This is a genomic window from Massilia sp. 01N410, from assembly GCF_056399665.1.
Window position 1 is genome coordinate 105,191 of the sequence record NZ_JBFTRV010000017.1, and the last position, 13,633, is coordinate 118,823.

The following is a 13,633-nucleotide window of genomic DNA, read 5'->3' on the forward strand; positions in this document are numbered from 1 at the left end:
GTGAGCCGGCTTTTTTTCGGCGGGATTGCCAGGGCTTCAGACCGCGGCCAGCACCTGGCCGTCGCCCGAGGATTCGGCGTCCGCCTTGTGCTTGGCATTCTGCTTGGCGCGCGAGCGCGAGGGCGGCAGGCGGCGCAGGGTCTTGAGCGCTTCCGGATCCTTGATGCCGATGGTGCGCTGGTCCACGGTGATCAGGCCGATCTCGTTGAAGGCCGACAGCGTACGGCTGACGGTTTCGAGGGTGAGGCCGAGATAGCTGCCGATCTCGTGGCGCGTCATGCGCAGGTTGAACAGTTTGCTCGAATAGCCCATCGCGGCAAAGCGTTCGGCCAGCGAGATCAGGAAGCGGGCCACCCGCGCTTCCGCCGACAGCGCGCCGAGCATGCCGATCATGGCCTGTTCGCGCACCAGTTCGCGGCTCATCACCCCGTACATCAGGTTCTCGAGCTCGGCATGTACTCTCCCCAGGGCCGTGAGTTTCTTGAACGGGACGAGGATCAGGTCGCAGTCCGACAGGGCGACCGCTTCCGACGCGTAATGGCGCGTGTGGATGCCGTCGACGCCGAGCATGTCGCCCTTCATGGGGAAGCTCAGCACTTGTTCGTTGCCGAATTCGTCGATCAGCACTGTTTTCAGGAAGCCGGAATTGACGATGTAGAGGGTGTCGAAGGCCTGGCCGATCGTGTGGACACGCTGGCCAGTCTTGAACTGTACGTGCTGGAACAGGAGTTCTTCTGAATTCATCGATACGGCGGCCGGGATATGGAGCAGGTCGCAGACCTCTTTCAGGTTGGACCACAGGCGACCCTGGCGTTGGCGCCCGGCCTCCATCTGTGATGAGTGCAGGGTCGATGGGGAGGGGTTGCGTTGTTCTGACATTGGCTGGGACTGCATACTCATCTCCAGGTTTATGAAACACTGTTTCAGGCGGCTCAATGCGGAGAATGGACCGCAAGCAAGTCGAAACGCTGGAAGTCAGTATGCCAACACGAGTTCGGCATTCATATCAGCAACGGCTGAATGTGTAGGTAGGAAGGGGAGTCAGTCTGTAGGAAATTTCTTACTGCCTGACTGCGGTTCCGAGTGGAGGAGGGGTAAAAAGGGCATGAGGAAGAGCACGTCTCATGCGCGCCACGCGGACGGTGACGGGCACCAATGGCGTGGCCAGTGGGTCAAAAAGTGGTTCAGTCGGCGCTCAGGCCCTCATGGGCGCCAGCAGGCGGTGCGCGACCGCGTACTGCACCATCTCGGACAGCGAGGTCATGCCCATCTTCTGCATGATCCGGGTCTTGTGGGTGCTGACCGTCTTCACGGACAGGTGCAGGTTGTTGGCGATCTCGGTGATCGACTTGCCGCCGACGAGCAGGGAAAACACCTCGAATTCGCGGTCCGAGAGCTGCTTGTGCAGCAGCTGCTCGTTCGGCGCCATGATGTTCAGCGCCAGCTGCTCGGCCACTTCGGTACTGATATAAGGGCGGCCCGAAGCGACCTTGCGGATCGCGCCGACCAGCTGGGTGCCGGCGCTTTCCTTGGTCAGGTAGCCCTGGGCGCCGGCGCGGATCGCGCGCACCGCATACTGTTCTTCCTCGTGCATGGTGAGGATCAGGATGGCCAGCTTGGGCGCCTCGCTGCGCACCTGGCGGATCAGGTCGACGCCGCTGCGTCCCGGCATCGACAGGTCCAGCAGCAACAGGTCGAAGCCGCCCTGGCGCACCAGCGACAGGACTTCGAAACCGTTGATGGCCTCGCCGACGATCTCGATATCGAGCGCGCCGTCGAGGATGCGCTTGAGGCCTTCGCGCATGATGGTATGGTCGTCAGCGATGACTATGCGGATCATGGGGCTTTCCTGTGAGTGCAATACGGATGCGGTTGCCACGCTACCACATTGCAAGATAACAAACAGTATTATTTTTGGAATAAGTCCATTCCCTGGGGAGATGGCTCAGGTGCCCGGCTCGCGGATCAGGCGGTGTACCAGTACCGGCTTGCTGGTCTGGGACAGAACCTTGTTTGTTACGCTGCCCAGCAGCAACTGGCCCCAGCCGCTGCGGCCGTGCGAACCCATGAAGATCAGGTCGCAGTGTTGTTGTTCTGCCACGTCGACGATCTTCAACGCGGCCGAGTCCGAGAACGCGGTCATGCAGGAGTGCTTCAGCCCGCAGGTATCGCACGAGCGCATGATCTTGCCCATGTATTCCTCGCCCATGCGCCGCATCTGCGCGATGTATTCCTCTTCGCTGGGGTAGGACGGCGGGATGATTTCGACATACACGGGGTACTGGTACTCGGGCGCGACGAACAGCGCCAGCACTTCGGCGCCCATCTGTTGCGCGAACTGTACGCCGGCGCAGGCGGTGTGCTGGGACACCGCGGAACCGTCGGTGGTGATCAGAATTTTCTGGTACATGGTGAGTCCTCCCTCACGTCACGTTACCTCTATATTGTAGTCCTCGTTTTCATCCTTAGCAGATGGTAAATGCTTGATCTTGCTCAGCGATATGTTCGCTTGCCTGCGCGAAAACAACGAATGCCACAAAAGGACGTGCGATAAAAAAATACAACACTTGCTTTGTGAAAATATTCAGAAACTGGTGGAAATAATTGTCGCGGAACTAAGTTTACGATCCCAATCGACAACGGTCCCTGTTCCGAGATTTACCTACGGCAACCACACTGCTACACTCGTGCAATACCCCAGACCGTCAGTATCGACGGCAGCAAGCACAGTACAGATCATCGCGACATTTACACATTATGGAGAAGCAGGGACTATGACCGACGCCGCTGACGATTTCGACGCATTATTCGAGGAAGTGGCAGCGCAACGAGCCAGCGCGCCCGCTCCCGCACCGGCTCCGGCGCCCGAACCGGCCGCCGGCGGCGACAGTGGGGACGACGACGACCTCGAGGCCCTGTTCGACCAGGTCGCCTCGAGCTCCGCGCCGGCCGCCGCGCCCCCCGTGGCCGCAGCCGCCGCAAGCGCGGCGACCGGCCATGAAGGCGCCGACGACCCGGACGGCCAGGTGATGTACGCCCGTCTCGGCAGCATCGTGCGCATCATGCACGACTCGCTGCGCGAGCTCGGCTACGACAAGGCGCTCACCGAGGCTTCGTCCCAGATCGTCGACGCCCAGGACCGCCTGGAATATGTCGCGAGCCTGACCGAGCAGGCCGCCAACAAGGTGCTGAACACCCTGGACGACGGCATGCCGGCCCAGGACCAGCTGTCCAAGCAGGCCAAGGACATGGAAGGCCGCTGGGCCGACCTGTTCGCGGGCAAGCTGTCGATCGAGCAGTTCAAGGCGCTGGCCGGCGATTCGCGCGGCTTCGCCCAGGCGGTGTCGGAAGCCACCGAGGCCGAGAAGGCGCGCCTGCTCGAGATCATGATGGCGCAGGACTTCCAGGACATCACCGGCCAGCTGATCAAGAAGGTGGTCAAGATCACGCAGACCGTCGAGAACGAGCTGGCGCAGCTGCTGCGCGACAGCGCGCCGGCCGACGTCAAGGAAAAGCTGGCGCAGAAGCAGGCCGCCCAGGAACAGGAAAAGCCCGCGGAACTGATGCAGGGTCCGTCGGTGCCGTCCGCCGCGCTGGACCAGGATAGTGTCGATGATCTTCTTGCCGATCTGGGATTCTAATGGATGAGATGCTCAAGGATTTCGTCGTCGAGGCGCTGGATCTGTCGACCAACGTCGAAGAGCACCTGCTCCTCCTCGAACGCGATCCGGATAACAAGGAAACGCTGAACGCGGTGTTCCGTTCGTTCCACACCATCAAGGGTGGCGCGGGCTTCATGGGACTGCCCGCGCTGGTGACTGCCTGCCACCTGACCGAGAACCTGTTCGACGCGCTGCGCACCGGCGCCGCGCCGGTCACGCCGTCGGCCATCGAGGCGTCGCTGCAGGCATCGGGCTTCGTCGCCGACCAGCTCAACGACCTGAACAACGGCACGCCGCCGGAAAAGCTGGCCTCGATGCCGGCCGACCTCGAGCGCATGCTGAAGGATGCGATCGCCGGCATGGATGCGCCGAAGGCCGCGCCGGCGCCGGCCGCAGCCCCGGTGGTGGCCGCCGCGCCGGCAGCCGCCGCCGCGATCGGCGAGGACGGCCTGGACTGGGAAGCCATGTACATGGCGGTCGTGCCGCCGGGCACCTGCACCCCGGCTGCGGGCCAGGAATCGGCGCCGGCCGCCGCAAACGCGGTGGCGGTGGCGGCTCCGGCAGCCGCGGCCGAAGCCGCCCCGGCCAAGTCCGGCTGGGACGGCATCGAGCGCCGTGGCGGCGACAAGCCGGCGCAAAACGCCGCCGCCAAGGCCGACGAAAGCATCCGTATCGACGCGGTCAAGCTGGACGCGCTGCTGGAAGTGGCGGGCGAATCGGTGCAGGCCGCGAACCAGGCCGCCGTGCTGCTCGAGCGCCTGTCGCAGTTCAAGTTCGAAGGCCAGGCCGCCACGCTGATGGCGACCCTGACCGAGACCCTGGAGCGCGCCTCGCGCTATTCGGCCGAGCTGCAGCGCGCAACGCTGGCGACCCGCATGCAGCCGGTGGGCCGCCTGTTCCAGAAGTTCCCGCGCCTGGTACGCGAGCTGGCCAAGGACCTGGGCAAGGAAGTCGAGCTGACCATCGAAGGCGCCGAGACCGAAGTCGACCGCGTGGTGGTGGACAGCCTCTACGATCCGCTGGTGCACATGCTGCGCAATGCGCTGGACCATGGCGTCGAAGGTCCGGAAGACCGCGTCGCCTCGGGCAAGCCGGCCAAGGCCTACATCCTGCTGAAAGCCTGGCAGGAAGCCAACAGCGTCATGATTGTGCTGCAGGACGACGGCCGCGGCATGGATCCGTCCAAGCTGCGCAAGAAGGCGATGGAGAAGGGCCTGATCACCGAGCACCAGGCGACTTCGGACGACGAGGCCTACCAGCTGGTGTTCCTGCCGGGCTTCTCGACCAAGGAAGTGGCGTCGTCGGTGTCGGGCCGCGGCGTCGGCATGGACGTGGTCAAGACCGCGGTCGAGAAGAACCGCGGCGCGATCCGCATCGATTCCAGGCTCGGCGCCGGCACGAAATTTTCGATCCGCCTGCCGATCGAACTGTCGATCGTGCCGACCATGCTGGTGTCGACCTCGGGCGCCCAGCTGGCCCTGCCGATGGCGGTGGTCGAGCGCGTGGTCGAGCTGCCGGAGACCTTCATGCAGGTCGGCGGCGCCCCGGTGCTGAAGGACCAGGGCCGTCCCCTGCCGGTGCGCTCGCTGGCGGCCTCGCTGGGCTACGAGGAGTGCTCGGAGCGCGTCGGCATCGTCATCAACGCGCCCCAGCCCTACATCATCGCGGTGGAAGCGGTGGACGGCACGGCCGACCTGGTGATCAAGCCGATGACGGCCCTGCACGTCGAGGGCATCACCGGTACCGCGCGCTCCGCCGAGGGTTCGCTGGTGCTGGTCGTGGGCCTGTCCTTCCTGATGGACGGCTGCCGTTCCAGCGTGCGCCTGGCTGCATAAAAGCAACACGAAAACAAAGCCAAGAAAAGCCTGCGCATACTCTGCGCAGGCTTTTTTTATTTGCAAACATGCTATTTGCTGCAAATAAAATTTGCATGCGGATGAGTCGGTTGAAATAATCTTGCTGGTGCCCGGGCTGACGCACTGCACAAATATGGCATAATCAAAGACCATGCCCGCATAAGGCGGTTGTTCAAGTGGATAGGTAGCGATTGAAATCATGTTAAAGACGCTCTACGACAAACTCTGGGATTCGCACGTCGTGCGTGCCGACGCGGACGGCACCACCGTGCTCTATATCGACCGTCATCTGGTTCACGAAGTGACCAGCCCGCAAGCCTTCGAAGGCCTGCGCGTGGCGGATCGCCCGCTATGGCGCACCTCCGCCAACCTTGCCGTAGCCGACCATAACGTGCCGACCACCGACCGCAGCCACGGCATCGCGGACCCGACCTCGCGCCTGCAGGTCGAGACCCTCGACAGCAATGCGAAGGCCTTCGGCGTCACCTACTTCAACATGAACGACAAGCGCCAGGGCATCGTCCACGTGATCGGCCCGGAGCAGGGCGCCACGCTGCCCGGCATGACCGTGGTCTGCGGCGACTCGCACACCTCGACCCACGGCGCCTTCGGCTGCCTGGCGCACGGCATCGGCACCTCCGAAGTCGAACACGTGATGGCCACGCAGACCCTGCTGGCGAAGAAGTCGAAGTCCATGCTGGTGCAGGTCGACGGCGTGCTGCCGGCCGGCGTCACCGCCAAGGACATCGTGCTGGCCGTGATCGGCAAGATCGGCACCGCCGGCGGCACCGGCTATGCGATCGAGTTCGCCGGCTCGACCATCCGCTCGCTGTCGATGGAAGGCCGGATGACGGTCTGTAACATGGCGATCGAAGCGGGCGCGCGCGCCGGCATGGTGGCGGTCGACGACACCACCATCGACTACGTCAAGGGCCGCCCGTTCGCGCCCGTCGGCCCGCAGTGGGAACAGGCGGTCGCCTACTGGCGCACCCTGCACACCGACCCGGGCGCGAAGTTCGACATGGTCGTGACCCTCAACGCGGCCGAGATCCGCCCGCAGGTCACCTGGGGCACCTCGCCCGAGATGGTCACGACGGTCGACGGCCGCGTGCCCGATCCGGACAAGGAACGCGATCCGGTCAAGCGCGACGCGATGGAAAAGGCGCTGGTCTACATGGACCTCAAGCCGAATACGCCGATCGAAGACATCCGCATCGACAAGGTGTTCATCGGTTCCTGCACCAACTCGCGCATCGAGGACCTGCGCGCCGCCGCCGCCGTCGTGCGCGGCCGCCAGCGCGCCTCCAACGTCAAGCTGGCGATGGTGGTGCCGGGTTCCGGCCTGGTGAAGGAACAGGCCGAGCGCGAAGGCCTCGACAAGATCTTCAAGGCCGCCGGCTTCGAATGGCGTGAGCCGGGCTGCTCGATGTGCCTGGCCATGAACGCCGACCGCCTCGATCCGGGCGAGCGCTGCGCCTCGACCTCGAACCGCAACTTCGAAGGACGGCAAGGGCAGGGCGGACGTACCCACCTGGTGTCGCCGGCGATGGCGGCGGCGGCGGGGATTGCCGGCCACTTCGTCGACGTGCGCAAGACCTGATAATCGGGGTCAGTTGCTGACCCCAGGCGCCATAAGCGCCGCAAACGAACCGTAATCAAACCCGCCGGGGTCGATCATCCTGGCTGGATCATGACCATCAATCTAGGGATACCATGAAAAAAGTACTCGCTCTCGCACTCATCGCATTCGTTGTCACTGGCTGCAATACCATCTCAGGCGTCGGCAAGGACGTGCAGAAGGTTGGCCAGGTGATTACTGGCGCGGGCGGAAAATAATTTTGATAGGCATACGCCGCGAACTTCGGGGTCAGAGCCCTCTTAAAGGCAACACCGGGCTCTGACCCCTGCGGCACTGACTCCTGCGATCATGGAAAAATTTATCGTACAAGAAGGACTGGTGGCGCCGCTCGACCGCGCCAACGTCGACACCGACGCCATCATCCCCAAGCAGTTCCTCAAGTCGATCCGCCGCACCGGCTTCGGCCCCAACCTGTTCGACGAGTGGCGTTACCTGGACCATGGCGAGCCGGGCATGGACAATTCGACGCGTCCGCTGAATCCAGACTTCGTGCTGAACCAGCCGCGCTACCAGGGTGCCTCCATCCTGCTGGCCCGCAAGAACTTCGGCTGCGGCTCCTCGCGCGAGCATGCGCCGTGGGCCTTGCAGCAGTTCGGCTTCCGCGCCATCGTTGCACCGAGCTTCGCCGACATCTTCTTCAACAACTGCTACAAGAGCGGCCTGCTGCCGATCGTGCTGAACGAACAGCAGGTCGACCACCTGTTCAATGAGGTGAAGGCCTTCCCCGGCTTCAAGCTGGTGGTCGACCTCGAGCAGCAGGTGATCCGCACGCCGGACGGCAAGCTGGCCTTCGAGTTCGCGATCGACGAGTTCCGCAAGTACTGCCTGCTGAACGGCCTGGACGACATCGGCCTGACCCTGCGCCACGCCGACGAGATCCGCGCTTTCGAGGAGCGCCATCTGCGCGCCCAGCCCTGGCTCGCCAACACGATCTAAGCAAGGAATCACATGAAGATTGCAATCCTGCCGGGCGACGGCATCGGTCCCGAGATCACGGCCCAGGCGGTCAAGGTCCTGAACGCGCTGGACGAGCGCTTCGAGCTGGAAAGCGCGGAAGTCGGCGGCGCCGGCTACGCGGCCCACGGCCATCCGCTGCCGCCCGCCACCCTGGCGCTCGCCAAGGCCGCCGACGCGGTGCTGTTCGGCGCCGTCGGCGACTACAAGTACGACAGCCTGGAGCGCGCGCTGCGTCCGGAACAGGCCATCCTCGGCCTGCGCAAGGAACTCGGCCTGTTCGCCAACCTGCGTCCGGCGATCCTGTATCCGGAACTGGCGGGCGCCTCGACCCTGAAGCCGGAAGTCGTGTCCGGCCTGGACATCCTGATCATCCGCGAGCTGACCGGCGACATCTACTTCGGCAAGCCGCGCGGCGTGCGCGAGTGCCCGGACGGTCCCTTCGCGGGCCAGCGCGAAGGCTTCGACACCATGCGCTATGCGGAAGGCGAGATCCGCCGCATCGCCCACGTCGCCTTCCAGGCCGCCCGCAAGCGCGGCTCGCGCGTGACCAGCGTCGACAAGGCCAACGTCCTGGAGACCTTCCAGTTCTGGCGCGACATCGTCACCGAGGTGCACAAGGACTACCAGGACGTCGAGCTCGAACACATGTACGTCGATAACGCGGCGATGCAGCTGGTGCGCGCGCCGAAGAAGTTCGACGTCATCGTCACCGGCAATATGTTCGGCGACATCCTGTCGGACGCGGCCGCGATGCTGACCGGCTCGATCGGCATGCTGCCCTCGGCGTCGCTGGATGCGAACAACAAGGGCCTGTACGAGCCTTCGCACGGCTCGGCGCCCGACATCGCCGGCAAGGGCATCGCGAATCCGCTGGCGACGATCCTCTCAAGCGCGATGATGCTGCGCTATTCGCTCGGCAAACCGGAACAGGCGGACCGCATCGAGAATGCGGTCAAGGCCGTGCTGGCCCAGGGCCTGCGCACGCCCGACATCTTCGAGGAAGGCACGACCCGTGTCGGTACCGAACAGATGGGCGATGCGGTGGTCAACGCGCTGGGGTGATTCGGCGTTAATCGATATTCATCGTGGGCTCCGCGAGTCCACGACAACACAGATGAAGAGGAAATGGAAATGAAACTAGTTGGTCTGGTTGGTTGGCGCGGCATGGTCGGCTCGGTCCTCATGAAGCGCATGCAGGACGAAGGCGATTTCGACCACATCGAGCCGGTGTTCTTCACTACCTCGAACCCGGGCGGCGCAGCGCCGGCCATGGCGAAGAACGAGACCAAACTGAAGAGCGCCACCGACATTGCCGAGCTGTCGAAGTGCGAGATCATCATCTCGTGCCAGGGCGGCGACTACACCACCGAAGTCTTCCCGCAGCTGCGCGCAGCCGGCTGGAACGGCTACTGGATCGACGCCGCCTCGACCCTGCGCATGAACGACGACGCCGTCATCGTGCTCGACCCGGTCAACCTGAACGTCATCAAGGATGCGATGACGCGCGGCGTGAAGAATTTCGTCGGCGGTAACTGCACCGTGTCCTGCATGCTGATGGGCCTGGGCGGCCTGTTCAAGAACGACCTGGTCGACTGGATGACCTCCATGACCTACCAGGCGGCATCGGGCGGCGGCGCCCAGCACATGCGCGAACTGCTGACCCAGTTCGGCACCATCAACGGCGCGGTGAAAAACCTGCTCGACGATCCGGCCTCGGCCATCCTCGAGATCGACCGCACCGTGCTGGCAACCCAGCATGGCATGTCGGCGGAAGAGACCAGGCAGTTCGGCGTGCCGCTGGGCGGCAACCTGATCCCCTGGATCGACAAGGACCTGGGCAATGGCCAATCGAAGGAAGAGTGGAAGGGCGGCGCCGAGACCAACAAGATCCTCGGCCGCACCCAGGCATCGGGCAACGTCATTCCGGTGGACGGCCTGTGCGTCCGCATCGGCGCGATGCGCTGCCACTCGCAGGCACTGACCATCAAGCTGAAGAAGGACGTGCCGCTGGACGAGATCAACGACATCATCGCGGGCGACAACCAGTGGGTGAAGTTCGTGCCGAACACCCGCGAAGCCTCGATGCGCGACCTGACCCCGGCCGCCGTCACCGGCAGCCTGGCCATCCCGGTCGGCCGCGTGCGCAAGATGTCGATGGGTCCGGAATACATTTCGGCCTTCACCGTCGGCGACCAGCTGCTGTGGGGCGCGGCCGAACCGCTGCGCCGCATGCTGCGTATCGTGCTGGACAAGTAATTCCGGCCGGCGCGGGTAGAATAGGGCGGTTTCGGCCGCTCACGACAAGGCGGCTTCGGCCGCCTTTTTCGTTGTAGTCTCCATTGCAAGAGGTGCTAACGAAATGTCATGGTTTGACCCAAAAAACATCAGTTGCGTGAATAGAGCGTCTACATATCTCAGGGGCCGTGAATGTTTCCTCCCGCAGAGCTTGCATGCCATAATGCATGATGCTATGTTGCTGTGACCTCCGGGCAACTTTTGCGGCCCGCTCAACTCACTCAGTCGAATTATGCATTCCACTAACCGTCCCTCGATGAAGTCGTCCGCGCTGAAGAAGCTCACCGCGGCGGTCGCCAGTGCGTTGGTGCTGAGCTCGGCCGCGCACGCGGCAGGCCTCGGCAAACTCACCGTGCTGTCCGCGCTCGGCCAGCCCCTGCGTGCCGAAATCGAGTTGACGGCGGTGTCCAGCGACGAGGCGTCGGGACTGGTGGCGAAGCTGGCCTCGCCCGATGCCTTCCGTGCCGCGAACATCGAATTCAATCCGGCCCTGCTGTCGCTGCGATTCGCGGTCGAGCAGCGCAACGGCCGCCAGTTCATCCGCGTGAGTTCGAGCCAGCCGCTGAACGAGCCCTTCGTCGACATGCTGCTGGAGCTGAGCTGGAATAACGGCCGCCTGGTGCGCGAGTACACCTTCCTGCTCGACCCGGCCGAGCTGCGCGCGACCCAGTCGGCCCAGGTGGCCGCGAGCGAACCGCCGCCGGCCGTGCGCCCGCGCGCGGAAACGCCGGCCGTGGCGCCGGCCGCATCCGCGGCGGCACCGGCGCCGCAGGCAGCGGAACGTCCGCGCCGCAGCCGCCAGGCCGCCGTTGCCGCCGGCGGCGCCTCCGAATACCGCGTCAAGCCGGGCGACAGCCTGGGCCGCATCGCCGCCCAGCTCAAGCCGGTCGACGTCTCGCTCGACATGATGCTGGTGGCGCTGTACCGCGCCAATCCGGACGCCTTCGTCGGCAACAACATGAACCGCCTGAAGTCGGGCCGCATCCTGTCGGTGCCGTCCGTCGACAGCGTGCAGGGGCTGAACGACGGCGAGGCCCATGGCGTGGTGGTCGCGCATGCGGCCGACTTCAACGCCTACCGCAACAAGCTGGCCGGCCAGGTCGGCAATGCGGAACCGGTCAAGACCCCGCAGGCCGGCCAGAGCGCCGGCGGCAAGATCACCGCCAAGGTCGAGGAACGCCCGACCGCCGCCAACGAGTCCCAGGACCAGCTGCGCCTGTCGAAGGCGCCGGCCGCGGGGCTTGCCACCGGCAAGGGGGCTGCCACGAGCACCGAGGACGCCATCGCCAGGCAGCGCGAGCTGGAAGAAGCCCAGCGCCGCGTGAAGGAACTGGAACGCAACGTCAGCGATCTCGAGAAGCTGGCTACCGTCAAGAGCAAGGGCGGCGCCGAGGCCCAGCAGAACGCCGCCGCATCGGCGCCGGCTGCTCAGGCTCCGGCTCCGGCCCACGAAGCGCCGCACGACCAGCCGGCGCAGAAGAAGCTGGCGACCATCAAGCCGGCCGCCAAGCCCGCGCCGAAACCGGAGCCGGGCCTGCTCGACTTCATCATGGACAACCTGCCGCTGGTCGGCGGCGGCGCGGCCGTGCTGCTGCTCGGCGGCCTGCTGGCTGCCCAGCGCCGCAAGAAGAAAGTGGTCAAGACCGTGGCCGAGCCCTCGGTCATGGGCGTGCCGACCGAGCCGGCGCACTCGCTGTTCGCCGAGACGGGCGGCCAGAGCATCGACACCAGCAACAGCGTGTTCAATTCCAGCTTCGCGCCGTCGGCCAGCCAGCTCGATACCAACGAGGTCGATCCGGTGGCCGAAGCCGACGTCTACATCGCCTATGGCCGCGACGCCCAGGCCGAAGAGATCCTGAAGGAAGCCCTGCGCACCCATCCGGAACGCTACCCGGTGCGCCTGAAGCTGCTCGAGATCTACGCCGCCCGCAAGGACCAGCGCGCCTTCGAAACTCAGGCCGGGGAGCTGTACAGCATGACCCGCGGCCAGGGCGAGGAGTGGGCGCAGGCCGCCGCGCTGGGCCTGTCCATCGATCCGCTGAACCCGCTGTACGCGACCGGCGCCGCCCAGGTCGACACCGCCGCGGCGCCGGCCCCGGACGCCCACGTATCGCTGTCGAAGGACTTCGACGATGTCTTCGGCGCCGCCGACCTGACCGCCACCCCGGCGCCGGCTCCCGCCCATGAGCCGATGAGCTTCGAGCAGCACTTCGCCGGCGCGATGGGCACGGCACAGCCGGCCGCCCAGCTTGATACCTTCGCCCCGGCCGCCGCGCCGGCCCCGGCCGAGGACGAGCACACCCTGGACTTCGACCTCGGCGGCCTGGCCTTCGAGCCGGTGCAGGCCGAGGAGCCGAAGCCGGTCCAGGCGCACGACGACGGCCACGTGCTCGACTTCGACATGGGTGGTTTGGATGCCGCACCGGTCGAGGCCACCGCAGCCACGGCGCCGGCCGAGGAGCCGCTCGACTTCTCCTTCGACATGGACTTCGGCGCCCCGGCCGCGAACCCGGTGCCGCAGCCGGCAGTCCAGCCGCTCGAGACCGCGGAAGACCTGCCGTTCGGCGACTTCGACCTGGGCGACACCATCCCAGGCGCCGGCGCGGCATCGGAGATAGCCGCGGCGCCCGCCGACGCGCACAACGAATTCGCGAACAGCGACTTCGACATGGCCAACCTGGCCAAGGAATTCGACCTGCCGCCGCTGCCCGCCGCGGCGGAAGAGACCAGCCCGGCCACCGAGCTGAAGGATCCGTTGTTCGACCTCGACACGATGGACTTCGGCCTGGCCGACGAGGTCAAGCCGGCCGCGGTGGAATCGGCCGCGCCGGTTGCCGATCCGGCGCCCGCGCTGTCGCTGGAAGACGAACTGTTCGGCCTGCCCGAGCTGCCCGCCGCGACCCCGGCCCCGGTCGAAACCGCCGAGTACGCGCCGCACGGCATGCTGGAGCCGGTGAAGGTCGAGCCGGCCTTCGATCTGGGCGGCTTCGACCTCGACCTGCCGGGAGAGGCTGCGTCGCCGCAGCTCGAGACGGTGGCGGCGCCGGCCGAGATGTCGGCCACGCACATGGAGATGGAAACCAAGCTGGACCTGGCCATCGCCTACCAGGAAATCGGCGACAAGGAGGGGGCGCGTGAGCTGCTCGAAGAAGTCATCAAGGGCGGCAGCGGCGAACAGGTCTCCAAGGCCAACGCGATGCGCGCCCAGCTTGTGTGAGGCCGGC

At 65.3% G+C, this 13,633-nt stretch carries 11 protein-coding genes; 8 read left to right on the plus strand and 3 right to left on the minus strand.

Going from position 1 to position 13,633, the window contains the following annotated elements:
* Positions 1-36: 36 nt before the first annotated feature.
* The 3 genes from AC1DOP_RS20775 to AC1DOP_RS20785 form a co-directional block, all read right to left on the minus strand.
* The gene (locus AC1DOP_RS20775; RefSeq protein ID WP_442123542.1) at positions 37-831 is read right to left on the minus strand and encodes a Crp/Fnr family transcriptional regulator; all 795 of its coding nucleotides are present in this window, start codon (positions 829-831) and stop codon (positions 37-39) included.
* Positions 832-1,195: 364 nt separating this feature from the next.
* A complete protein-coding gene (locus tag AC1DOP_RS20780) occupies positions 1,196-1,840 on the minus strand; it encodes a response regulator (protein ID WP_442123535.1) in 645 nt (214 codons plus the stop codon).
* Positions 1,841-1,945: 105 nt separating this feature from the next.
* On the minus strand, positions 1,946-2,410 hold the full coding sequence (locus tag AC1DOP_RS20785; RefSeq protein WP_442123536.1) for a universal stress protein: 465 nt from the start codon (positions 2,408-2,410) through the stop codon (positions 1,946-1,948).
* Positions 2,411-2,774: 364 nt separating this feature from the next.
* Between AC1DOP_RS20785 and AC1DOP_RS20790 the strand changes: the two genes are divergently transcribed.
* The 8 genes from AC1DOP_RS20790 to AC1DOP_RS20825 all read left to right on the plus strand — a co-directional run bounded on the left by AC1DOP_RS20790 (position 2,775) and on the right by AC1DOP_RS20825 (position 13,626).
* Entirely contained in the window at positions 2,775-3,641 is an 867-nt protein-coding gene (locus AC1DOP_RS20790; protein WP_477253073.1) for a protein phosphatase CheZ, read from the plus strand.
* The gene (locus AC1DOP_RS20795) at positions 3,641-5,497 is read left to right on the plus strand and encodes a chemotaxis protein CheA (RefSeq protein ID WP_477253075.1); all 1,857 of its coding nucleotides are present in this window, start codon (positions 3,641-3,643) and stop codon (positions 5,495-5,497) included. The genes AC1DOP_RS20790 and AC1DOP_RS20795 overlap by 1 nt, the downstream gene beginning before the upstream one ends.
* A 220-nt stretch (positions 5,498-5,717) precedes the next feature.
* The gene (gene leuC / locus AC1DOP_RS20800; protein WP_477253077.1) at positions 5,718-7,118 is read left to right on the plus strand and encodes a 3-isopropylmalate dehydratase large subunit; all 1,401 of its coding nucleotides are present in this window, start codon (positions 5,718-5,720) and stop codon (positions 7,116-7,118) included.
* A gap of 113 nt (positions 7,119-7,231) precedes the next feature.
* Positions 7,232-7,354 carry a lipoprotein gene (locus tag AC1DOP_RS20805; protein WP_442124945.1) on the plus strand — a complete coding sequence of 41 codons (123 nt, stop codon included), beginning with the start codon at positions 7,232-7,234 and terminating at the stop codon, positions 7,352-7,354.
* A gap of 91 nt (positions 7,355-7,445) precedes the next feature.
* On the plus strand, positions 7,446-8,093 hold the full coding sequence (gene leuD, locus AC1DOP_RS20810; protein ID WP_442124944.1) for a 3-isopropylmalate dehydratase small subunit: 648 nt from the start codon (positions 7,446-7,448) through the stop codon (positions 8,091-8,093).
* A 12-nt stretch (positions 8,094-8,105) separates the two neighbouring features.
* A complete protein-coding gene (gene leuB, locus AC1DOP_RS20815; RefSeq protein ID WP_442124943.1) occupies positions 8,106-9,176 on the plus strand; it encodes a 3-isopropylmalate dehydrogenase in 1,071 nt (356 codons plus the stop codon).
* Positions 9,177-9,245: 69 nt separating this feature from the next.
* The gene (gene asd / locus AC1DOP_RS20820) at positions 9,246-10,370 is read left to right on the plus strand and encodes an aspartate-semialdehyde dehydrogenase (RefSeq protein ID WP_477253080.1); all 1,125 of its coding nucleotides are present in this window, start codon (positions 9,246-9,248) and stop codon (positions 10,368-10,370) included.
* 271 nt (positions 10,371-10,641) lie between these two features.
* Positions 10,642-13,626 carry a motility hub landmark protein FimV gene (locus AC1DOP_RS20825; protein WP_477253082.1) on the plus strand — a complete coding sequence of 995 codons (2,985 nt, stop codon included), beginning with the start codon at positions 10,642-10,644 and terminating at the stop codon, positions 13,624-13,626.
* Positions 13,627-13,633: the final 7 nt, after the last annotated feature.